Here is a 22,605-nt window from a genome sequence, read left to right on the forward strand (position 1 = left end):
GCCTTTTGCGGACGGCGGGTCCTCCTGCCGCCCGTTTTTTTTGTGCGTTTCGGAGATAGGGGTGGATATCTTGTAGGTTGTATTTAATTATGGAAATATCACGCTTAGGACGAGTGTTGCGTCTGGGTCTTCGGACTGGCGACATTGGTTCGAGGCTGTCTTGATGGGCTTTCGGCAAGGAGGTCTGAATGCAGATCGTTCCGGTGTTGTTATGTGGTGGGTCGGGCACACGTCTTTGGCCGCTTTCCAGGAAATCTTACCCCAAGCAGTTTTCCCGACTGATGGGGCAGACATCACTGCTGCAAATGTCGGTCCAGCGTCTGACCGGGCCGCAATTTGCACGTCCTGTGGTGCTGACCAATTCGGATTTCCGCTTTATCGTCACCGAGCAACTGGTTGAGGTCGGGGTGGATCCCGGCGCGATCCTGATCGAACCTGACGGGCGCAACACGGCCCCAGCCGTTTTGGCGGCGGCCATGTTGCTGCACAAAGAAAACCCGGATGCGCTGATGCTGGTGGCCCCGTCGGATCATGTCATCCCGGATACTGACGCGTTTCAGGCGGCAATTGAAGCGGGGGTAGAGGGGGCCATGCGCGGCAAGCTGGTCACCTTCGGGATCAAACCAACCCATGCGGAGACCGGGTATGGCTATCTCGAACTGCCACAGGTGCCGGGGAACTGTGTCAGGCTTTCTGATCTGACGGCATTTGTGGAAAAGCCTGATGCGGCCAAGGCGGAAGACATGCTGGCAGATGGGCGGTTTCTCTGGAATGCCGGGATTTTTCTGTTCACAGTTTCCACCATTCTCGAAGCCTATCGTCTGCATGCCCCCGATCTGATCGCGCCGGTTCAGGCCGCCGTGGAGGAGGGAGAGCCGGATCTGGGCTTTTTGCGTCTTGATCCCACCGCCTGGTCCGAGGTCAGAGATATTTCGATTGACTATGCGGTGATGGAACAGGCGGACAACCTGGCAGTTGTGCCCTTTTCTGCAGGGTGGAGTGATCTTGGCGGCTGGGACGCGGTCATGCGGGAATGTGAGGCGGACGAACACGGTGTGGTGACGCATGGCAATGCAGACGCAATTGACTGTCGTGCCAGCCTGCTGCGATCCGAAGATGATGCGCTGGAACTGGTCGGGATCGGACTGGACAACATCATTGCGGTTGCCATGCCGGATGCGGTTCTGGTGGCAGACCGATCACGGGGGCAGGATGTCAAAGAGGTGGTCACCCTGCTGAAGGCAAAAGGCGCGGCTCAGGCAGAGCAGTTTCCGATGGATCACCGCCCCTGGGGCCATTTCCAAAGCCTCGCCCAAGGGGATCGGTTTCAGGTGAAACGGATTGTGGTCAAGCCTGGTGCCTCGCTCAGCCTGCAATCGCATCACCATCGGGCCGAGCACTGGATTGTGGTGCAGGGCACTGCGCAGGTCACAATCGGCAATCAGGTCCAGCTGGTGACGGAGAATCAGTCGGTCTATATCCCGCTGGGGGTCAGGCATCGAATGGAAAACCCGGGCAAGGTGCCGATGACCCTGATCGAAGTGCAGACCGGGGCCTATCTGGGTGAGGATGACATTCAGCGCTTTGATGATGTTTATGCGCGTGGCCAGGGGGCCAGGGGCTGAGATTTGGCCGGGGATCTGAACATGACGCAATCCGCTTTTCACCCCATGACCTGTTTCAAAGCCTACGATATTCGGGGCCGGTTGGGGGAGGAGCTGAATGAGGGGGTGGCCGAGCGTATTGCCCGCGCCTTCGCACAGGTCCTGCAGGCCAAAAAGGTTGTGTTGGGCCATGACCCGCGGGCGTCCTCCACCGCGCTGTCTGGTGCTGTTTGCAAAGGGTTGATGCGGGCGGGTGTCACGGTTGTTGATCTGGGACTTTGCGGCACCGAAGAGGTTTATTTCGGCACTGACTTCCACAATGCAGATGGTGGGATCTGTGTGACCGCATCGCATAATCCGATGGATTATAACGGGATGAAGATGGTCAAGGCAGGGGCCGCGCCGCTGGATCCGCAAGAGGAGTTCGCCCGGATCAAAACCCTTGCAGAACGAGGGGAGTTTACCGCCGACCTGCCCGGTGGGTGCCACGATGCCTCGCAGGCGGAGCTTACCCGGGCGGCATATGTGCAAAAGGTGCTGTCTTTCGTCGATGTCTCGCAGCTTGCGCCGATGAAAGTGGTGGTCAATGCGGGCAATGGGGCTGCCGGGCCCAGTTTCGACGCAATTGCCACAGCCATGAGCGATGCGGGGGCGCCGGTCCGGTTTTGCCGGATGCATCACCAGCCCGATGGCCGCTTTCCAAACGGCATCCCCAACCCGCTTTTGCCTGAAAACCAGCCGGTCACCGCGCAGGAGGTATTGGCGCAGGGGGCTGATCTGGGAATTGCCTGGGACGGAGACTTTGACCGCTGTTTTCTGTTTGACCATGAAGGCCAGTTTGTGCCGGGGGAATATGTGGTGGGGCTGTTGGCTGAAAGCTTTCTGAGCAAAGACCCTGACGCAACGATTGTGCATGACCCGCGTGTGATCTGGAACACACAGGATCTGGTGAATGCCGCCGGAGGGCAGGCGATCATGGCCCGGACCGGTCATGCCTTTGTCAAACAGGTGATGCGGGACACGGGCGCGATCTATGGCGGTGAGATGTCCGCCCACCATTATTTCCGTGATTTCATGGCCTGTGACAGCGGTATGATCCCGTGGTTGCTGGTGATTGAACTTCTGTCCCGCAAATCTGTCCCGCTCGCCGATCTGATCCGTGCGCGGCGCGCGGCTTTCCCGTCATCGGGAGAGATCAATTTCCGGGTGGAAAACGCCGATCAGGCGCTTACCCGTGTGGAGCAGACCCTTGGCGCGGATGCGATCAGGCGGGACGATACCGACGGGATGAGCCTTGATTTCGGGGCGTGGCGGCTCAACCTGCGCCGGTCAAACACGGAACCACTTTTGAGGTTAAATGTAGAAACCTGTGGGGATTTGTCGTTATTAGCCGAGAAGGTGGACTTGCTGCGCCAACTGTTGTCTTCATAAGACGTTTCGGGATAAACGGCAGCACATGTTTATTCTGAAACGCCTACGACATAGATATCTCTGACAGTGTTTCAACTTTTCCCTGTCTTTGGTTAAAGTCGAAACGCTTTAGGGGCTGCTGGTGGCGGGCTACTGCCGCATGAGAACGGTTTAGGATCCAGATTATGAAGATTGCGGTTGCGGGTATTGGCTATGTTGGGCTGTCAAACGCGGTGCTGTTGGCACAGAATTGCGAAGTGGTGGCGGTGGATATCTCACCCGAGCGCGTGGCCATGCTGAATGCGCGGCAATGTCCGATTGTGGATGCGGAACTGGAAGAGTTTCTGGCGCACAGACCTTTAGACCTCAGCGCGACGGTTGATCCCATCGAAGCCTATCGGGATGCAGATTTCGTCATCATTGCCACGCCCACCAATTACGACCCCAAGGACAATTATTTCGATACCAGCTCAATCGAAGCTGTCGTGCGGGATGTGATTGCGGTGAACCGGCGGGCGACGATCGTGATCAAGTCGACAATTCCCGTGGGCTATGTCGAACGGATACGGGAAGAGCTGAACACGGATCAGGTGATCTTTTCCCCCGAGTTCCTGCGGGAAGGGCGCGCGCTTTATGACAACCTTCACCCCTCGCGGATCATCGTGGGGGAGCGGTCAGAGCGGGCGGCGCGTTTTGCTGACCTCCTGTTGCAGGGCGCGGTGAAGAAAGATGTGCCGGTCCTGTTCGTGGATGCGCGCGAAGCCGAGGCGATCAAGCTGTTTGCCAATACCTATCTCGCCATGCGGGTGGCCTATTTCAATGAGTTGGACAGCTATGCCATCGCCGGGGGAATGGACACACGCCAGATCATTGATGGCGTGTCCTTGGATCCTCGGATTGGCGGGCATTACAACAACCCGTCTTTTGGCTATGGGGGCTACTGCCTGCCAAAGGATACCAAACAGCTTCTGGCGAATTATTCCGAAGTGCCGCAAAACCTGATCCGCGCAATTGTTGACGCCAACCGCACCCGCAAGGATTTTCTGGCAGAACAGATCCTGCAAAAAGAGCCCAAGGTGGTTGGGGTCTATCGTCTGGTGATGAAAGCTGGTAGCGACAATTTCCGCCAATCCTCGATCCAGGGGGTCATGAAACGGATCAAGGCCAAGGGGATTGAGGTCATCGTTTATGAACCGGTGCTGGAGGAGGAAACCTTTTTCGGCTCCCGCGTCATCCGGGATCTCGATGCGTTCAAGAACGAGGCGGATGTGGTGCTTGCCAACCGGATGACGGATGACATTCGCGATATCGAGGACAAGGTGTTCACCCGCGATCTGTTCGGTGCCGACTGATCCTGCCCGGATGATGTTTCGGGTTTAGCCCGCACCGGGGATGACGCGCAGCGCCAAACTGCCGGTATGGGGGCTGATCCACTGTCGGGATTGAACAATCCCGCCGCGCTGTCGGTCCAGCCAATACAGATTTTTCAGTGTGGTATTGCCGTTTGTGCAATCCGCGACCATCAGGTCGGTCTGGGCCACATAGGGCCCCAGATCAACCGACCGGGCGCCCCGGTTGCTCAGACGGCAACGAAAGGTGCTGAAGCTGGTTTCATCATTGGCGTTGAGATGGGACAGGTAAAGCTCTGTCACGGTGTCCCGGCGTGACAGGATTGCGGGAAGAAGGCGGGAAATGTCGGCAGACATCAGGTCCCCTCCCAAACCACGCGTGGCCAGCACCAGCCCCTCTTTCATGCCCAAAGACACCCCGTCCCCTGATATCCAGGTCTCTTCGCCCCGGATATTTACCTGCTGGCGCAGAAATTGTGCATAGGCGCCCGGGCGATTTTCAACCGATACGACATAGGCGGGCGCACCGGTTTTGGCGAGGGCGACAAACTCTGGATTGGGGTCAGGCAATGTGTTGCGCTGCCAGATCCCGGCCATCAGGGCCTGTTGCTGCGGATCCGAGGAACAGGCCGTCAGAACCAGCACCAGCAAACTGAGCAGGCGGGAAAAGTGCGTCAATTTCATCTCCAGAACCTTCCCCATCCATCTTCCAGTTCCGTCACATGACTGTCGCGGATCAGATCATACAGACGGTTTCGAACCTCCAGCCGGGCACCGCCGTCGCGCTGGACCGGCCTTATGGTTGTTGAAAACCCGCTGCGGGCGGGGGCGCCCACCAGCCAGGTGATCGGGATGTCAAAGCGGATCCCCTTGTCGAACGACCCTTCGCCAAACGTATCAAACGGCACATCGGTCAGGGTGAAAAAGGCCCCCACCCGGAACCCGTTGTTGAATTCGCGATCAAATGAAACAGTTGCGCCCCAATCCCCGGCCAGATAGCGCCCGGCATCCAGCTGCCCCAGATAACCACCGCCAAAATCATAATAGGCGGAAACGTGGCCGGTCACGATGTCGCGGCGCTGAAACCCGAACAGCTGATCGAAATTGCGCTGCCGCGCATAGTTGATCTCGGCCCCGAGAGCGAGCGGCCCTTCGACGGGTTTCCACAAGACCTCACCAGAGAGGCCGCCATACATGGTTTCAAAATACCCTGCGCTCAGCCGGCCATACAGATCGGGCCCCGGACGGAAAAAATACTCGCCGGTCAGATGTTTGATCTGCAGGTCGGATTGCTTGGCATATTCGGTGATGTCGGTGCGCACATGGGGCAGTTTCGAGTTCGAGGGCCTCGTGCTGGTGTTCAGGTTGCCGAAAGCCCGCTGGCGCAGGGCGCCGGAAAAGATCAGTCCGCGCACGGGTTCGAACGAGGCAAAGGCCTGCAGCCCCAGATCCGCGCGCACGGGATTGTCCGGGTCAAACAGTTCCGGCTCCAGATAGGGGGTGAGGGACCAGTCAAACAGGGGATAGGTTTCTGCGACGGGCGGGATGGCCTTGCCGCGGGCATCAGAAATGGAGGTGCGGGCAAAGCTTTTCCACGCCCCGTCGAGGTCATATTCCAGCTCTTCCAGATCCTGTCGCCTCAGGCTGCTGCGGGACAGGGCCATGCCGTGACGCACCAGTTCGATGTGAAAGGTGGTGATGGAAGAGGGCAGGGTGTTGGCAGCCACGCGCGCTGCGCGTCCCAGCGCCTGGGAAGCGGCGGGGTAGCGGGTGTTGATCAGGCGCAGTGTGGCCTCGGACCCTGAAAGGGACACCCCTTCCAGGATCAACCCCTGATCGCGAAGTGCCTGTGTCAGGCGAGCTTTTCCCTGATCTGCGCTGTGCCCCTCCCAACCTTGTGCCCGGCGAAATGCGGCAGGGATGAGCGCAGGCGGGGCGGCCTCGATCCCTCCGGGAATGGCTGCGCGCTTTGGATCGGTGATGAAACTTGCCGAAATGCCAATTTCAGACCCGTGCAGAAGATAGGCGGACAGATTGGCATATCGTGAGCTGTAGGTCAGGCCGAAATTGAAAGGGGTTTGGTGTGTGAACCCGGCATTTGTGCCTTCAACCTCATAGGCATCCGAGGAATATTCTGCCTTCAGGGTCAGGTTTGGGGTGATCTTGTAAGACAGCCCGCCAAAAAGCGCGGCATCACCCCGAAACCATTGGTCAAAGTCCAGCTGGCCGGTGTCTCGGCCATGTGAAAGGGCGTTTTCTGAGCGGGATTTGAACCTGTTCGAAAAAACCGAAAGCGGGTTTTGAAATCCGCCATAACTGCCGAGGCGCCCCCACCCGATCCCACCGGTAACTGCCAGTCGATTGTCCAGAAAATGTTTGGTTCCCGCTAGGAATTCAGAGGCATAGGCCCCGGTGCCGCCAAAATCACGCAACCCGATCACGATGGACGGCCAGTTCAGGCTCTCTTCCGTGAGCAGATAACCGACATCAAAGCTACGGTCATATCGCGCGCTGCCATTGCCATCAAAATTGTCGATGATGGCGTATCGGAATGTGCCGTAGAGTCTGGGGGTCAGTTGAAAGGTCAGGTTGTAGCGCTGGCTGCCATCATGCCGTGCGATTGAGCTGATCAATGCCCCGTCGGTCAGCATCTCGCCTGTGGGCATGTCGATCAGTCCGGGTGTGCCGAATGTCGAAAGGGGCACCGTTGCCGGGGCCTCGGCAAGGGCGCCTGTGGACAGCCCTGCCAGGATCAAACCCGCTTCAACTATGACGCGATTTATGCTCACGACCCATTCCCGGTTTGTCGCGCGGATTTCAGGCCGCAACAGATGGTGAAACACATTCCGACCCAATTATGCGAGATCTGTTCGCGTCTTGGCTATGATGTGATGTGCTTGCGTTCAGGTATTTGTAACCTGAAAGAATTCCGTCCTACAATCTTGGATTGTGGCAGCCGTAAGTTTCCCGTTTGCAAATGCACCGGTGTCGACAGAGATGACCCCGGCCTGAATGGTGGGGGTGGTGACAACCCGATGGCCCCGCACCACCCAGATCCCATCCTGGCGTGGTCTCTTTCCAAAATCCGGGTGCCCCCATGTCAGGGCGCGGGCGGGTTGTGCGGCAATGGGGCGTGCGGGATCTGCGCCTGCGTGAACAACGGCGATGTTTCCTTCGTGCCACATGCGCCTCAGCCTGCGAAGCCAGGCCTCCAACCCGTCCGGCATAGCATCACGTAAAGCCTGCTGCATGTGACGTAATGTGCGCTCATCCGTGCTTTGGCAAAGATCGGACAGCCCAAAGCTCGCCATGGTTTGCAGCCCGCCAAATTGCAGCCAGCGGCTGCCGGCTTTCACGGGGTGGTCCAGGAAATCAAGCATCATTTCCTCGTGGTTTCCCATAAGGAATATGCTGTCCGGGCGCTGTTGCTCCAACTCTCTGAGGCAGGACAGGACATCGGCGCTATGGTCGCCGCGATCAATATAGTCACCGACAAAAATACGGCGGGTGGTGGGCATTTCCCTGTCCAGAAAGGTCAGCATTTTTTCGAGGCAGGAGATTTGCCCGTGGATGTCACCAATCACCGAAATGGGTGTCTCAGGCTGCGGTGGGGCGCCCGAAAACTCAGCATGGGTCCCGGCGGAGCGGCGGTTCCTGAACAGGTTTCCAAACATCCGAATGCCCCTGAGTGATGCCCCTAAAGCCAGCAGGTATCGCAAGGTGCAACCTGCCTGCTGAGATACAATAGGCGTTGTCGCCCCGGTTGTGAAATCTGAATTGGGTTGGGTGTTGCCTGCGGGGCGGGGAACAGAACGGTCGGTTTCAGAATTGGTAAAGGCGCATTGATAGGTCCTTTGTCTCGCAACATCGTCAATGCGACGAGTTTGTTGTGGTTGGATGAACTCCGAATAAAAGGAAATACACATGTCAGACCCTTTCAAGAGCCGTTCCCCCGGTTTGAATGGCCCCGCCACCGATCTTCTGCCTGTTGTGCCTTCGGACAGTGTGGACCTTGATACGGTTGCCATTGCGTTGCTGGTTGAAACCGGAGGCACCGTCAGTTTCGTGACCCAGTCTGGTGCCGCGCGGACCGTGACGCTGGGGGATCAGACCATTCTTCCGGTTGGCACACGTCGGGTGAATGCAACTGGAACGACCGCTTCGGGCATTCACGCCTTTATTGTCGGGTGAAATATGCGTGGGCTTGATTTCAGCATTGCATCCCTGGCGACGAGGCGGAAACGCTCTGCGTTTTCCCCAAGTTCGATCGCCGGGCTTGTCGCCTGGTATGATCCAAGCGACCAAACGAGTTTGTTTCAGGACATCGCGATGACGATCCCGGTCACCCAGTCAGGTGATCCGGTTGCCGTGATGTTGGACAAGAGCGGCAATGGCCACCACATGACCCAGGCCACCAGTGCCTCCCGCCCGGTTTACCAGACGGATGGGACGCATCATTGGTTATGGGCAGATGGGGCGGATGACTTCCTGACCGCCCCCCCGATGATTTCCGATTATGATTTTACCATGCTGGCAGCGGTTGAGGCGATGGCGGCCAATGGCGGCATTGTCACCCTGCATTCCAGCAGCAGCCGATACTGGAGCCTGCATACCGGCGCAGTTGATGCAAACACGGTTTACCGTGCCCTTGACCGACAGGGGGCCGGCACCACGATCTCTGTTTCCGAGACGGTTGCAACCGCACCGGCGATTGTGCTGGGTCAATGGCTGGCCAATCAGGTGTCCCTGTCCGTTGATGGGTCGCCTTTTGTCTCAGCCGCCACCAGCGGGACGGCAAATGACGCAATTAACCTGCGACTGTTTTCGTTTCGCGATGGCAATCATACCAGCGGCAAACTCCATGCTGCCGCCGTATATGACCGGTCTCTGGATGCGGGTGAGCGGGCCGCGCTTGTATCTGCGTTTGCGGATCAGCAAGGCCGTTCGCTTTAGGGGTATCTGTGGGCAAACTGGGAAGAGATTAGCCGGGCAAGTGGCTCGACAGGGCTCGGAGCAGGGACTAATTTGGGGGGGCAGGAAGTATAAGGCTGATCAATGTCCCCCCCTCCCAGTTCCCATTCAGACCTCCCCCTATCCGACGGGCCTTTGTCCGAAGAGGTCATGGCCAGACGGGATGCCCCCTGTTTTCCGTTGCGCCACCGCCTGCTGCGCCTTGTCTGGATGATCGTGTGGAAACTATTTGCCTCATGGACCCCGCCGCAACTGGCGGGGTGGCGGCGTTTCCTGCTGCGCGCTTTCGGGGCAAAGATCCATCCAACCGCCATGGTGCGCGGAGGGGCCAAGATCTGGTATCCACCAAATCTGGAAATGGCCGCCTTTTCGGTGATGGCGGGCGGTGTGAACTGTTACAACATGGATAGGGTCGTTCTGGATGAGGGGGCCATCGTCTCGCAAGGGGCCTATCTGTGTGGCGGAACACATGATTACACGCTGGCCACACGTCCGTTGGTCACGCGCCCGATAACAATCGGTGCACATGTCTGGGTCGCGTCAGAGGCCTTTGTCGGGCCCGGCGTAACGGTTCCGGAAGGGTGCGTGATTGCAGCACGTGCTGTTGTCAGCGGAAAGCTGTCCTCTTGGGGGATATATGCCGGCAACCCCGCGGTTCGGATCAGGGACAGGGTGTTTGATGCGTCCGCATAGGCTGGATCTGAAAGGTATCTCACTTTTTGCGGTCAGGGATCAAAGGGGCGCCGTGACCACGAGGGTGCAATGCAGTGACCGGCGGCAGACCCAACCCGTTTGGTGCCCCCGTCTGGTGCGCCCGTGCGTCTGGAGCGTGGGCCTGACATGATCGTTTCGCATAAGAAGAACCTGATCTATTGCCGATTGCCGAAATCAGCGAGCACCAGTTTTTCCACCGCTCTCGCGCCGTTTGCCGATCCATTTCCCCGCAGCTTCCCGGCCCGTATGCTGCGCAGGATCGGGCTTGAAGCGATGCACCCCCGGCTGTTTGATTTTCGCCACCACAGTCATCTAAGCCTGATGGGCGCGCGCGAGGTTCTGCCTGAAGCGTCGTTCCGGCGGGCCCTGAAGCTGACCGTTGTGCGCCACCCGGTAAGCTGGGTGTATTCCTACTACACGCACCTCCTGCGCGACAGTTTCCCGGCGGAATATGCCGCAGCCTTTCATGAGGTGCGCGCGGCCCGGTCCTTTGATTATTTTCTTGATTGGCTCACCGACAGGCCTCGGCGTCCGATATCAACGCAATTGATTGACGAAAACGGCAATTACCTCGTGGATGCGGTGGTGCGTTGTGAAAATCTGGCCGAGGAGGCGGCGATATATCTCGCCCCGCACGGGATCCGTGTTTCGGTTTCGGTTCTGAATGCCGGAAACTATCAGCCCCCCACGTTCTCTTCTTCGCAGATCGAAAAGATAGTTGCGTTGTATCAAGGGGATATGGCGGCGTTTGGGTATGGGGAAAATGGGGTGCTCACACAACCGGATCTCAGGCCCAATGCCGCCACGCGGCAGGTTGCATCCGAGCTTGGCCGGGCGGGGCTTGCGCATTATGACTGCTGGAAGCCGTTTTCATCGCCACCGCAACGGGACTGATCCGCGCCGAGCGCCTCGTCAATCTGATCTTGCAGATCCGCATAGGCGCTTTTTACGGAAAACAGCCGTTCATAGGTGGGGCGGGCGGCCTGTGCCATGGCCTGACGGTCCTGATCGGGCAGGCTAAGAAAACGGGTCAGCATCTCTTTGGTGCCCTGCAAGCTGTCCGCGCAGACCAGACCGACGCCATTTTCTGAAACCTCTCGATGAATATTGACCTTGTCGGAAATCAGAACCGGGGTGCCGGCTGACAGGGCTTCTGCAACCACTTGTCCAAAGTTTTCCTGATGAGAGGGCAGGACAAAGGCCGCTGCCTCGGCAAACAGGGTCTGCTTTTCGATCCCGGCAACCTGTCCCGTCCAGAAAACCCGCCCGTCCAGTCCAAGTGATGCGGCCTGCGCCTTCAGCTGGTCGGCATAGCGGTTCTTGTCCGGGCCTGCGATGATCAGGTCCACTTCGGGGAAGATGTGGGCGATCTTCGCAAAGGTGGTGAGGAGCGTGTCTACGGCCTTTTTCGGGTGAATGCGGCTGAGAAAGAGAAGGTAGGGGCGAGAGCTGTCGCGCCCGTGCAGGCCGGATATTTGCACCGGTCGTGACTGCGTGATCTTCTGATCCGCCGCACAATAACGCACGGCAATACCGGAATAGTCATTATGGCCCCAAAAGGCATTCTGCGCGAGGGTCTGCTCCTCCTTGCAGGTGAACAGGACCTTTGTCGCACCGCTCAGCATCCGCCCCTGCCACAAAAGCCAATAGACCTGTTTGATCAGGTGCTTGACCGGTTTGATGCGTCGAAAATAAGGGTCCAGCATCCCATGAGGATAAAGCAGCCAGGGCACCGCGTTGCGGCGTAGGGGGTTGTATCCCCCGATACTGGCAACATTCCAAAGACCATGCACAATTGCGACGTCGCAGGACGGGCAATGTTCAGCCACGGCACGTTCGATCCCGCGGCGGGAGTTTGGCGCCGTCACGATGGGAAACGGGAACGCCGTGACCCAGTCTGCGTCGGGTGGATCGGTTGAGATGAAAAGTGAGCTGTGCCCGTGGGTTTCCCGTTCGCGCGCCATATTGAGGGCAAAAGCCAACGGTCCGCCCTGGTCGGGGTTTACGGAGGAGAGGAGGTGCAGAACCTTCATGAGCGCGCCCCGATGGTGTCCGGGCGCTGGGCATATGTGTCCAGATAGGTCTGATAGAGCTGCGTTGCGCGGGCAAGATCGCGGCGAAATCCGGCATTGGTTTCGATCAGCAGCTCCAGTTCCGCCGCCAGCTTTCGCTTGATCTCATCGCGCAGCGGGGTGGGTTTTGCGTGATAGCCCAGAGCGCGTTCGGACCGGCCTGCGGGCAGGGCGGTGGCAAACTGGGTTCCGAACCGTCTGTTCACATCTGAGATGAGGGGGGCAACCGATTGCGTGACCTCTTCAAAGGGGGCGATCACCACATGGGAAAGCTGAGGTCGCAATGTGTCATAAAAGGTCAGCCAGGCTTTCAGGGCGTCTTCGAACGCCTCGCCACTGCGGCCAGCCTTCTCGCGGTTTTGCGCCTCGGCCCTAAGGGCGCGAAGCGACAGAATGGCGGATTTCGGGTCCCGGATCAGCACCACGCAAGGCATGCCCAGCCGGATCCCTTCAAGCAGTTGCGCCACATGATGCAGGTGATGGGCGACGCTGATGCCGGGTTCCTGCCGGTCGATGAACGCGTGGGCGGTGGCGCTGTTGGCCGAGCGCGGAAATCCCTCAATCACGATATCGGTCTGCGGCCCGACACACCGCGCATTCATCCGGCCCGTCAGCCGGCGCAGCGCAAAATACAGCCGGGGGGAGCGGGTTGACCAGATGATCAGTTTATAGCGGAGACGGTGCAGTGACATGTTGGGGAAACCTGTGGAGCCTCACGTTGTTTTGGCAGAAGGGGGCCTGGTAGAAGGGGGCGCGTGTCGGGCGAAAATGAAATCCACGCTGGCGGCGATGGTGATGATCACGGCAAACCCGAGCTGAAGCTGAAACGCCCCGATCAGGGTGGACAGATCAAACAGAAGGGGGGCTGCCAGAACCCAAAGGATGAACAGGGGGATCTGCAGGATGTTGAAGCGGATCCAGCCGCGGCTGCCAACCAGATTTCTATAGGTGGTCGCCAACCGCATCGCCACGGACACGCCGACGGCCCAGATCACCTCGGTTTGCAGGCCGGCGTAGTTTTCCCCAATCAGCCACAAAACAGCATGGGGATAGAGAGAAGTCAGGGCAATGAAACCCAGCCCGGGCAGGGCGGACAGGAGTGTCAGCCCGAACAGAAGCGTGGCAAGATTGCCTGTTGCCCGCGTATAAATCGGGATCAGGAAAGCGGTGGTAAACATCGTGACGGGCACCAGGATCTGCCCGATACGCCCCAAGGCGCCGAAACTTGCAACTTCGGTCCCGCTTCCGAAAATAGTGAGTAAAACCAATATGATCTGCGCCTGAAGCACCATGTAGATCTCAACCGGCAGCTGCTGTTTTACACTGGTTTTCAGGGCTGAGATGTCCTCAGGCCGGGCAATCACGCCTTGAAGCGGGGCAATCTTTGCCACCCATTTTCGGATCAATGGGATGCGGGCAAGGGCGGTGGCGGCGCTTAGGCAAATTGCGGGAAGGACGCTCAGGCCGCCCAGCAGGAACAGAAGGCCCGCCCCGGCAAGGCGCAGGGCGGCAAGGCTGGTGTCAAGCAGCTGCACGCGTGTTGTCTGATGAGCGTGAAACAGCACCTGATCCACCAGCCGGGTCTGCATATCTGCCCACCAGATCACGCAAAGCAGGGTGCAAAGCCCGATGATTTCGCCGGATGAAGCCCCGTTCCTGTGCAGAAGCCAGCCCGCCACCACCAGAACCGGGGGCAGGGTCCAGAGTGATACTTTCCGACGGATCTGCAAAACGGCCACCACCGCCTGAGCAGTCCGCTCCCTGTCTGGCCAGACCTTCCCCAGAATGGCGGCAAAACCATAATGCGCGCCGCCTTTGGTCAGAATGTTCATGGCGCTGATCAGGGTGATCATCACGGTGAACAGGGCATAATCGGGCACAGATAGCCAGCGGGCCAGAAACAGGCCCGTCAGGGCTGCGATCCCCTGTGCCCCGGCGCTTCCGGTCAGGAATGTCAGGGCGCGGGGGGTGTGGTGCAGGATCTTGCGGGCGGGGGCCATCATGCGGAATGCCCCCGCTCTTTCAGGGCCTGAGCATAGAGGGCAATCATCCTCTGCCCATAGACATCCCACCCGCCCAACCGGGTGATCGAGCGCAGGGCGGCCTTGGACATTGCGCGCTGCCGGTCGGGGTCGGTGGCCAGCCCCTCCAGCCTCTCTGCAATTAACTCAGGCGAGCGGATCGGCACGACATAACCATTTTCACCATCGGCCACGATGTCCGCTGCGCCTGTATGGTTTGAGACAATCACCGGACAGCCACAGGCCATCGCCTCCCCCACCACCATGCCAAACCCATCCTCGATGCTTGGCATTACCATGACATGGGCGCGGGACATGTGGTGTTTGAGCTGGTCATGCGGCACGTGGCCAAGGCGGTTGATGGTGGGATGAGACAGCCGCGCGCCCAACAGGGCTTCGACCTGCGGATCGACCCGCCCGATGATTGTCAGCCGCTTGTTCGCAATGTCAGCGGCTTCGAAACCCGCAAGCAGATCCATGGCCCCCTTGCGCAGGGACAGACCGCCCACAAACACGACCTCAAACCGCTCTGCGCTGGGCTTGCCCACCGGGTGGAACCGGTCGAAATTCACGCCATATGGCACAACCCTGACCTTTTGCGCGTCGATCCCTTCTGCCAGAAACGAGCGTTTCGCCATCTCGGACGCCACCACAATCAGGTCGGCTTGGTGATATTCCTCGATCTCGCGCACATAGGTCCGGGGGCGCGGGCGGGCGGGCAAGCCAAACCGGGCATTCTCCTCGTTCATCAACCTTTCGCGCCAGGCCATATGCGCACAGCCCCGGTCGCAGATATAGAGCATGCCCCGGTTTTGGGCGGCGGCCCCGCTGATCAGCCCGACCCCTTCATGGCCCACGAAAATATCGCTGTCGGGCAGGGTGCGGGCCACGTAGCGATCCAGTGTGACCACGGAAAGCTGGTGCAGGCGGTCCAGCATCGCTGCGGGAACCTGAAAGGGCAAAACCCGCGTTCCCATCAGAATGGGCCGCACATAGGGAAACCGCGTCACCCGTGATTTCGACACCCCCTCGCGGGCCAGTTTCGACCAGGGAAACCCGCTGTAGATCCGGTTCAGAACCCCGTGGCGCTCAAGCTCTCGGGCCAGTGGAAACATGTGGAACCGGCCGATGGTTGAAAGGGTGACTTTCATGATGATCTCTCTAAGATCTTGAACAGACGCGGGGTGTGGTGAATCAACAGCAGCATCAGAAAGCATGTTGCCCATAGCAGCGGCAATTCCCGCACCAACATGCTAAGAAACCGGGTAAATTCTTTTTCGCCCAGGTTCATCATGTAAAAGCAGCCAAGAGCCCCAAACGGGCTGTTGATGGCGGATCCGAAAAAGTAGTTGGCGATCAACAGAAAGGGAAAGACAGCCAGGAATGGTATTATGGCTACTGATACCACCCCTTGCAGTGCCACTGAGACAGCCATTAGCCCTAATACAGGCCGCCCTATTGATCCCTCAGATCTTATGCCACGGTCCCATGCGATGAGATCGACTAAAGCTTCAGGGTCTTTTGAGATTATGAAGGATGGTAGGATAAGCTCAGCGGTTTCTTCGATTGCATCACCCCATGTGACTTGGCTGAGTTTATCCAAGGACCGGACTACTTGGTCAGTGGGAAATATCATCATGAAGCGGTCGATGTTCGCAGTGCTTGGATAAACATAGCTGCTGTTCGGCGCATACACGTATTGATAGGCAGAAAAATGGGCGGCTTGAAGGCGTGCTAAAGTTGCAGGATCGAAGTCTGCTTCTTCTATAATGTCCCAAGCTGCGGCCAGTCTTTGGCTTACTGGAATGTCAGATAGTGAACTGCGCATGAGCTGTATTGCCGGAACAATCAGTGCGACAGAGACGAAACAAACAACTGTGCCAACAAGGAAGTATCTTATTCGAATCTGCAGATTCAAAAACATTACACCGAAGAAGATCGCCATGAAGATATTGATAACTTCAACCTTGACGTTACCAATAATTGCAAGGGAGAAACTGGCTACGGTGCACGCTATGAGGCACAGCTTGGCCAGACGTGATCCATTTGCTGCATGAATTATGGCCATAAAAATAGCAAACATAAAGATTGGGTGCAGCAAATTGATATAGGCACCAAATGGTGAACCGTTTTCCTGACCTTTTACGATCACGATAAAAATGAACTGTCCGTCGTCAGATAATTTGGGACAGCTGAGCGCGTTTCGTTTTGGAGGCTCTGGCTCATCCTTGATTGAGTTTATGCGTTTTCAGTTTGGTGGCGCAAGCGCCGGGTGAGCATGGTTTTTCGTTTGATCTCCTCTCGCTGTTTCAGGATCTGCTTATCGCGCCCGAAGTAGACATCGGCGGGGGTCAGGTTGCCCAGGCTCTCGTGATAGCGCTGGTTGTTGTAGAACTCGACGAATGCGTCGATCTGCCGTTCGAGGTCACCGGGCAAGAAGTAATGCTCCAGCAGAACGCGGTTCTTCATGGTCTGATGCCATCGCTCGATTTTGCCCTGAGTCTGGGGGTGGTAAGGTGCGCCGCGGACATGCGTCATGCCCTTGTGTTCGATATAGTCCGCCAGATCTCCTGCAATGTAAGATGAGCCGTTATCACTGAGCAGCCTGGGCTTGGCGACCACGGTTGCACTGTCACAGCCGGAGGCTGCAAGTGCCAGGTCGAGTGTGGCGGTCACGTCCTCAGCTTTCATCGTCGCACAAAGCTTCCAGGCGATGATGTAACGGCTGTAGTCGTCCAGGATCGTGCTGAGATAGAACCAGCCCCACCCCAGAACCTTGAGGTAGGTGAAGTCGGTCTGCCAGAGTTCGTTGGGACGCGTCGTCTTATCCTTGAACTCATTGGCGGCCTTCATCACGATGTGCGCCGGTGCCGTGATCAGATCCTCCGCCTTCAGGATACGGTAAACCGATGATTCAGAGACAAAATACTGCTTCTCATCGGTATATTTCACCGCCAGCTCCCGGGGCGTCAGATCCTCATGCTCGAGCGCGAACTCGATAATGTCCGCCCGGGTCTCATCCGGAAGGCGGTTCCACACAGACCCAGGATGGGGTGCCGTATCGTCAAGCGCGTCAAGCCCACCTTCGGTCCAGCGGTCATACCAACGATAATAGGTTGTGGTGGGTATGCCGAGCATCGCCAGCGTCTGACGGGCAGGCAGATGCGAAGCTTCGACAGTGCGGATGATCTCCAGCTTTTCCGTTGCGGGATACCTCATACCTCGTACTCCCCATCCCCGATCATGCTTTTTTTGAGCAGACGGTTTTCCAGGGTCAGTTCAGCAACGACCTCCTTGAGCGCCGCTGATTCTGAGCGCAGTTCATTGACCTCAGGCGAGGTCGCCTGGCGCGCGGTATCACCGGCCAGACGCTGCTTGCCCGCTTCTAGGAATTCCTTCGACCATGTGTAATACAGGCTCTCGCTGATGCCTTCCCGGCGACACAGCGCGGCAATGCTTTCCTCGCCGCGCAGACCCGCCAACACAATCCTGATCTTCTCTTCGGCTGAATACTGTTTGCGCGTCTTGCGGCGGATGCCTTTGACCAGCTTGTCAGCCGCGTCCTTCGATGTTCCGGATTTCTTGTTCATCTTCGCTCCATAATGGCTGCGATGAACCAGAAATCCTCCGTTACGAAAACCTCAAATCTGTCCCACAAGCGCTGACGTCAGACACAATGACACGGCCTGATCGATCCGTGCCGCCGTCTCAAACATGAACCGGACCAGCGCGGCGTTGTAGGGATCAGCGGCACGGCAAAATGCCTCGATCCATTCCTTGTCAGCTGGCGTGCGCTCTACGCGGCTAAGCTTCCCCCGCCGCTTGTCCTGGGCGATCCGTTCAAAATTGTCGTAAGGCTTAACCCGGATGAGGGGCGTGCCCTCCAACTCGTGCGCATTGTTGATGACCGCACTCGCGGGCGTCACGATTTCACGCCACCAAGTATCGGTCGACGCTTTGGGTTTCAGTTTCGGCCCAAGGCTCTTCAGCAAAGCTCCGGAAATTGCACTTAACGACAGGTCGCCGATTGCTTCGACAATAGGGATCAACTGCTTCGCCGCCTTGGGGGACGCGTTGTAGAGCATGATTGCATCGGAAAACGTCTTACTCGGCTCGTCACCCACGACATAGCGACGGATCTGACGTTCGGTCTCATGGTTTATCCAGTCCCGTGCGCCCTCTTCTGTAGATGCCTTAGTGCTTCGCCGGTATGGGCCGGCGATTGGCCTGCCGTTGTATTCAATCCACCCCTTGGCCCAGTAGACACGGCCCCTCTTGTAAATTTGGAGCGGCATGACTGGCCTCCTTCAAAAATCGTATCAATCTGAGCGGGCGTGATCAGCATGGTCCGCCCAAGGCGATAAAATGCGCCCGTCTCATTGGCGCGTTCGCGCAACGTACGTTCTGAAATATCGATCCCCATTCCGGCCATAACTTCGACCCACTGCGCGGGCGTTTTTCCAAGCCCCAGGATCTGAGAGCTGTCTGAATAGTTGGTCTCTGCCATTTCAGTCGTCCTTGTCCGCTTAAGTTGAATCGGCGACACGCATGGAATCGCTTGTTCTGCACCTTCTGACGTGGTCAGATGGGTGAAAACGTAAATATGCGTCATTTTGTGCTATGTTTATACAAAATTGCGCACCCGTCAATTAGGAAACTTGCATGGTGCGAGATGATGCTGAATTGTTTGCAGAGATTGGCGCTCGCCTCGCGATCTGTCGCAATGAAATAGGCGTCTCACAGGCTGCTATGGCTGAAGCCATTGGCGTGTCACATCGTGCCTACCACAGCTACGAAAAAGGCAAACGCGGTGTCCCGGTAGAGGCCCTCGTCAAGATGCAAAGCCGTTATAATATTGACGTCGCCTGGCTGCTACTCGGCACAAAATCCATTCGGGCTGGGCATGATTTCGAGGCCCTCAAGCACATCGAAAGCTCGCTGGATAAACACCTCACCGATGAGGGCATAAAAATCAAAAGCGAAAAGCGCGGGGCCATCGTCGCGCGCTGGTATCAATCGCATGTCGAAGGCCGTGAAGTGACGGATGATGACGTGCACACATGGATCGAGCTGGTAAGGGAGTAATCTGGTGAACAAGGCAAGCAAACGCTGGAACATGTTGCGGCATTCGGTCTTGGAGCGCACTCGCCGTGAGGTGATCGAACCCTTCGGGCCGCTTTACCTGATCTTCCTGGGAACCAGTGTGTTCTACTTAATTGGCTTGGGTCGACTATCACTGGCACAACAGACCGCCGAATACTCGGTTTTGGCCACCATCATGATTTTTGCAATCGCTGCAGCAGGCTTGGCACTTCCATTTTTGACAGGTGCGGTGCTGACCCTACGCGCGGCCGATCGAAGACTGGAACGTCTTCAACACGGGTGATCCGATGGCCTTCGGTATCTTCATCCATCGCAGCGACTCGATCTACGACGACATTCCGTCGGAGCGATATCAGTTTCCCAAGCAATACCTTTCACGTGCCCAACAGTGCCAAGGGGATTGGATCGTCTACCTGGAGCCAAGCAAGGTCAAAGAGACCAAAGGGTACTTTGCGGTCGCCAAAGTCCAGGAGATCATTCCGGATCCTAGGAAGCAGAACATGTTCTTGGCGGTGATCGAGCCGGGAACGTATCTTGATTTCGGCGACCCAGTTTCATTCCGGGACGAGAATTCAATCATCGAAAGAGGATTACTGAACGATCAAGGCAAGATATCCGGACGCGCACAAGCCGCAGTAAGAACCCTTTCAGCTGAAGACTTTGCCCGAATAGTCGAACGTGGTCTTGGACGAGATGAGGACATCCTGCCCCGCGTGGGCGAGACGATGCAGTCGCCAGGGTTTCAGGACGCGCAAACACCTTTCCAGCACATGCCCGCACGGGAACGCGTCAACCAGCTGACCAACCGCGCGGTTCGCGACCGAAACTTCAGGAAGAATGTCCTGCGCGCCTACGGCGAACGGTGTGCCATTACGGGCTTGCGTCTGATCAATGGCGGCGGTCGTGCAGAGGTGGAAGCCGCTCATATCAGACCCGTAGAGCACGACGGCCCTGATATCGTGAGCAATGGGCTCGCCTTGTCTGGAACAGCGCATTGGATGTTTGATCGCGGCCTCGTTGGGTTGGCAGACGACCTAACTATTCTGGTTTCCCGCCAGAGCAACGATATCGAAGCCGTAACATCGATGATCAACTCGTCCGGCAAGATCTTGGTGCCGGACCGCCTCGCCAACCGGCCAAGGACTGAGTTTGTAACCTGGCACAGAGAGAATTGTTTTAAGCAGTAATGGCCTATCTATTTTTAGACGACAGCAAGCATCATAGATCCGGATTCTCACTTGCCGCATTCGCCATTTGCGATGTGGATCCCACAGAGGAAATGGGCGTCCTTTTCCGTAAGCATGGCTTCGATCCGAGCACGTTCGAATTCAAGTCTTCAGCGACAATGAAAGATCACAATGATCTTCAAGCGCTGCGTGACAGCTTGAAGCACTTTATCGCACGCAACTGCCGAATGGCCCTGTGCGTTGTAGATAGTGAAGAAGACACTAGGAAATTAGGCCCAGCTTCGTTGACGCTATTGCGTAGCGCACTGAAGCATCCCTTGCTCGAGGGGCGGCAGCATGAGGTCTTCTTTGATGAAGGCCTCTTCAAACATAAAAGTGCGGCCGAGGCTTTAGTTGCAGGCGATCCGGAGCTCGCAGGCTGCATCTTCCACTTTGAACAGGATTCCAAGGCGGTCATGGGTATCCAACTTGCGGACATTATGGCCCATACGTGCAGCATTATGCTGTTGGAAGCACTCGGTGACATTGCCAAAAAGGTAATCGTTAACGCCCCTGGCGACAGCGTATATGATGGCCTCGAGGTCGAGCTCGGCTTCGAGATGTGGGCAGGGATCCGCTACGCATTTCTCAGCCAAAACAAGCCGAACCCAAAAGACGATTTCGACCTAGCAAACGTCGACGTTTATCCTTGGGGGTTATTCATTGATGAGAGCGTTAACGAACGAGTTGCTACTGTCGCAATGAACCGCTTCGGGGAAAACTATCTGGGATGTATTCATTGACCGCACAAAAAGGTAAATCTGGAAGCGCATCCAACGCTGCATAGCAACTTCCGCAAAGCAGTCTTTCGTTGATTGGTGCCGTTTGACGGATACGCACGGAACACGAAACCTGAATTGTGAGTCAGTATCGCCTGTGGGCCCGCAATACTACTCCGACTGGCAATCCATCATCTGAGTTCACGGCGACGACGACACGCGTCTTCGGTTCTTTCAGTACTTTGACGGCATCAAAGAACGACGATCCTGCCAGCATTACCTTAAAGCCGTCCGCGACTGATGGATTATTCAAGATGTCTGTGACTGTGTGGTCCCCTAAGTCGATCATGCCATCCATTTCCAAGGCTTTGGCCGCTATATAATGCGCCAGTTGCTGGTGGGTGATTGCACCAACAACATCGCCCTGATCGATGCAAACGAATGCTGCACATGTTTGCGCCTCTTGTCTCGCCAATCTGACGAGCGTGGAAGTCGGATCGACGATTTCGAACCTCAGATCAGCTCTACTCGCCAAGGTGACAGGCGCGGATCCTGCCAGATTTGGTCGGCTGCGCATCACAATACTCACGGTTGAGTGATGCCGCATCCAGTCGGCCGTGGCTTTGCTCCGAAGTTCCACCAGCTTGATGATTTTCGAATGCAGGTCAGGGACGTTCATGTCCAGAATTGGCTCATGATGCGCGACCCTGTTTCTCAGGCGGTTGATCTCTCTGACAAGCGACTGGATTTCATGTCGCCCCTCACCATGGGCAAGGCCCGGAAACGCGACATTGGCCTTGGTTCGCCAAAGACCTGCGTATTCGTTACGAAACAGGTTTGACCAGAAATCAAAGGTGAGTTCCGCTATCACCTTGCCGCGCTCTATTGACCGAGCTCGTTGCATTGCCTTATCCAAGGCGCTCAGGCTTTCTGGTGTCAAAACTGTATCACGAAAGTTAGCATCCCGATGCCAATCAGCCCCAAAAAGCTGAAGCAGGACGCCATCCACGGTATTGCGCAGGGTCACTTCCGCTACGCTAAGCGGAAAAAGGAACGATTTTGCAAGCCTTGCGTTGTAAAGGTATAGCGCGAACGCGAAAGCCTCATTGCCACTGGCTTTCGCGAGGTAGGTTGCGAATCTTGGCTCAGAAAGCGACGCCTTGAGTGAAGCGATCGTTGCCGCATCGTACGGGTATGGAACTTGACTCTCGGCCATCGCGGCGATACATACCCTTCTAGAGCAGTCGAACTGGCCCCACTGGCATTTGCTACGCGCCGTCGACATCAGATTAGAGCACCAGGTCGGGCGAGCCCCCACCTGGTGTTTCTCTTTTGACGGGACTACTCCCTGAATTCAACCGCTTTAGTTCGCGAAGGTTGGTGCAGGGAGTGCCCTTTCCACTCGTTCAAGAAGCG

General features: G+C 57.1%; 22 protein-coding genes. 11 read left to right on the top strand and 11 right to left on the bottom strand.

Annotation, left to right across the window (positions count from 1 at the left end; all coding sequences use genetic code 11):
• Positions 1-188 precede the first annotated feature (188 nt).
• The 3 genes from XMD517_RS10885 (at position 189) to XMD517_RS10895 (ending at position 4,366) form a co-directional block, all read left to right on the top strand.
• The gene (locus tag XMD517_RS10885) at positions 189-1,625 is read left to right on the top strand and encodes a mannose-1-phosphate guanylyltransferase/mannose-6-phosphate isomerase (protein ID WP_173487824.1); all 1,437 of its coding nucleotides are present in this window, start codon (positions 189-191) and stop codon (positions 1,623-1,625) included.
• Positions 1,626-1,646: 21 nt separating this feature from the next.
• Positions 1,647-3,035 carry a phosphomannomutase gene (locus XMD517_RS10890; protein ID WP_173487823.1) on the top strand — a complete coding sequence of 463 codons (1,389 nt, stop codon included), beginning with the start codon at positions 1,647-1,649 and terminating at the stop codon, positions 3,033-3,035.
• Positions 3,036-3,199: 164 nt separating this feature from the next.
• Positions 3,200-4,366, top strand: coding sequence for a nucleotide sugar dehydrogenase (locus tag XMD517_RS10895; RefSeq protein WP_173487822.1), 1,167 nt, complete (start codon positions 3,200-3,202; stop codon positions 4,364-4,366).
• Between the two features lie 24 nt (positions 4,367-4,390).
• Here the strand turns inward: XMD517_RS10895 and XMD517_RS10900 are convergent, their stop codons facing one another.
• The 3 genes from XMD517_RS10900 to XMD517_RS10910 all read right to left on the bottom strand — a co-directional run bounded on the left by XMD517_RS10900 (position 4,391) and on the right by XMD517_RS10910 (position 8,037).
• Positions 4,391-5,047 carry a YjbF family lipoprotein gene (locus XMD517_RS10900; protein WP_173487821.1) on the bottom strand — a complete coding sequence of 219 codons (657 nt, stop codon included), beginning with the start codon at positions 5,045-5,047 and terminating at the stop codon, positions 4,391-4,393.
• Complete coding sequence (locus XMD517_RS10905) at positions 5,044-7,152, bottom strand: YjbH domain-containing protein (protein ID WP_371734347.1); 2,109 nt, start codon at positions 7,150-7,152, stop codon at positions 5,044-5,046. The genes XMD517_RS10900 and XMD517_RS10905 overlap by 4 nt, the downstream gene beginning before the upstream one ends.
• A 114-nt stretch (positions 7,153-7,266) precedes the next feature.
• A complete protein-coding gene (locus tag XMD517_RS10910) occupies positions 7,267-8,037 on the bottom strand; it encodes a metallophosphoesterase (protein ID WP_173487820.1) in 771 nt (256 codons plus the stop codon).
• A 250-nt stretch (positions 8,038-8,287) separates the two neighbouring features.
• Between XMD517_RS10910 and XMD517_RS10915 the strand changes: the two genes are divergently transcribed.
• The 4 genes from XMD517_RS10915 (at position 8,288) to XMD517_RS10930 (ending at position 10,942) form a co-directional block, all read left to right on the top strand.
• Complete coding sequence (locus tag XMD517_RS10915) at positions 8,288-8,554, top strand: hypothetical protein (protein ID WP_173487819.1); 267 nt, start codon at positions 8,288-8,290, stop codon at positions 8,552-8,554.
• A 138-nt stretch (positions 8,555-8,692) separates the two neighbouring features.
• The gene (locus tag XMD517_RS10920) at positions 8,693-9,316 is read left to right on the top strand and encodes a hypothetical protein (RefSeq protein ID WP_173487818.1); all 624 of its coding nucleotides are present in this window, start codon (positions 8,693-8,695) and stop codon (positions 9,314-9,316) included.
• Positions 9,317-9,484: 168 nt separating this feature from the next.
• Complete coding sequence (locus XMD517_RS10925) at positions 9,485-10,027, top strand: putative colanic acid biosynthesis acetyltransferase (RefSeq protein WP_173487817.1); 543 nt, start codon at positions 9,485-9,487, stop codon at positions 10,025-10,027.
• A 147-nt stretch (positions 10,028-10,174) separates the two neighbouring features.
• Positions 10,175-10,942 carry a sulfotransferase family 2 domain-containing protein gene (locus XMD517_RS10930; RefSeq protein ID WP_173487816.1) on the top strand — a complete coding sequence of 256 codons (768 nt, stop codon included), beginning with the start codon at positions 10,175-10,177 and terminating at the stop codon, positions 10,940-10,942.
• Here the strand turns inward: XMD517_RS10930 and XMD517_RS10935 are convergent.
• The 7 genes from XMD517_RS10935 to XMD517_RS10965 all read right to left on the bottom strand — a co-directional run bounded on the left by XMD517_RS10935 (position 10,897) and on the right by XMD517_RS10965 (position 18,436).
• Complete coding sequence (locus tag XMD517_RS10935; protein WP_173487815.1) at positions 10,897-12,081, bottom strand: glycosyltransferase; 1,185 nt, start codon at positions 12,079-12,081, stop codon at positions 10,897-10,899. The two genes, XMD517_RS10930 and XMD517_RS10935, sit on opposite strands and share 46 nt — an antisense overlap.
• Complete coding sequence (locus XMD517_RS10940; protein ID WP_173487814.1) at positions 12,078-12,812, bottom strand: hypothetical protein; 735 nt, start codon at positions 12,810-12,812, stop codon at positions 12,078-12,080. Before XMD517_RS10940 ends, XMD517_RS10935 begins: the two co-directional genes overlap by 4 nt.
• A gap of 21 nt (positions 12,813-12,833) precedes the next feature.
• The gene (locus XMD517_RS10945) at positions 12,834-14,123 is read right to left on the bottom strand and encodes a hypothetical protein (RefSeq protein WP_173487813.1); all 1,290 of its coding nucleotides are present in this window, start codon (positions 14,121-14,123) and stop codon (positions 12,834-12,836) included.
• A complete protein-coding gene (locus tag XMD517_RS10950) occupies positions 14,120-15,292 on the bottom strand; it encodes a glycosyltransferase family 4 protein (RefSeq protein ID WP_173487812.1) in 1,173 nt (390 codons plus the stop codon). Before XMD517_RS10950 ends, XMD517_RS10945 begins: the two co-directional genes overlap by 4 nt.
• The gene (locus XMD517_RS10955) at positions 15,289-16,293 is read right to left on the bottom strand and encodes a hypothetical protein (protein WP_173487811.1); all 1,005 of its coding nucleotides are present in this window, start codon (positions 16,291-16,293) and stop codon (positions 15,289-15,291) included. Before XMD517_RS10955 ends, XMD517_RS10950 begins: the two co-directional genes overlap by 4 nt.
• Before the next feature lie 86 nt (positions 16,294-16,379).
• Positions 16,380-17,731 (bottom strand): IS3 family transposase gene (locus XMD517_RS10960; protein ID WP_371734363.1). Its coding sequence is split into 2 segments (ribosomal slippage): positions 16,380-17,393 and positions 17,396-17,731, totalling 1,350 coding nucleotides; the frame shifts between segments, so codons are not numbered across the junction.
• A gap of 51 nt (positions 17,732-17,782) precedes the next feature.
• Positions 17,783-18,436, bottom strand: a complete 654-nt coding sequence (locus XMD517_RS10965; RefSeq protein WP_254450027.1) for a hypothetical protein — start codon at positions 18,434-18,436, stop codon at positions 17,783-17,785.
• A 367-nt stretch (positions 18,437-18,803) separates the two neighbouring features.
• Between XMD517_RS10965 and XMD517_RS10970 the strand changes: the two genes are divergently transcribed.
• From XMD517_RS10970 to XMD517_RS10985, 4 genes are read left to right on the top strand one after another with little or no spacing between them, the layout of a single operon-like run.
• Entirely contained in the window at positions 18,804-19,226 is a 423-nt protein-coding gene (locus XMD517_RS10970; RefSeq protein WP_173488226.1) for a helix-turn-helix domain-containing protein, read from the top strand.
• 4 nt (positions 19,227-19,230) lie between these two features.
• Positions 19,231-19,527: a hypothetical protein gene (locus tag XMD517_RS10975; protein ID WP_173488227.1), complete on the top strand. Its 297-nt coding sequence runs from the start codon at positions 19,231-19,233 to the stop codon at positions 19,525-19,527.
• Positions 19,528-19,531: 4 nt separating this feature from the next.
• Positions 19,532-20,431, top strand: coding sequence for an HNH endonuclease (locus XMD517_RS10980; RefSeq protein WP_173488228.1), 900 nt, complete (start codon positions 19,532-19,534; stop codon positions 20,429-20,431).
• On the top strand, positions 20,431-21,213 hold the full coding sequence (locus tag XMD517_RS10985) for a DUF3800 domain-containing protein (protein ID WP_173488229.1): 783 nt from the start codon (positions 20,431-20,433) through the stop codon (positions 21,211-21,213). Before XMD517_RS10980 ends, XMD517_RS10985 begins: the two co-directional genes overlap by 1 nt.
• A 121-nt stretch (positions 21,214-21,334) precedes the next feature.
• Here XMD517_RS10985 and XMD517_RS10990 read toward each other — a convergent pair whose 3' ends face one another.
• Positions 21,335-22,405 carry a hypothetical protein gene (locus tag XMD517_RS10990; protein WP_173488230.1) on the bottom strand — a complete coding sequence of 357 codons (1,071 nt, stop codon included), beginning with the start codon at positions 22,403-22,405 and terminating at the stop codon, positions 21,335-21,337.
• Positions 22,406-22,605 lie beyond the last annotated feature (200 nt).

The sequence above is a fragment of the Aliiroseovarius sp. xm-d-517 genome (assembly GCF_013283135.1).
Taxonomy (GTDB): Bacteria; Pseudomonadota; Alphaproteobacteria; order Rhodobacterales; family Rhodobacteraceae; genus Aliiroseovarius; species Aliiroseovarius crassostreae.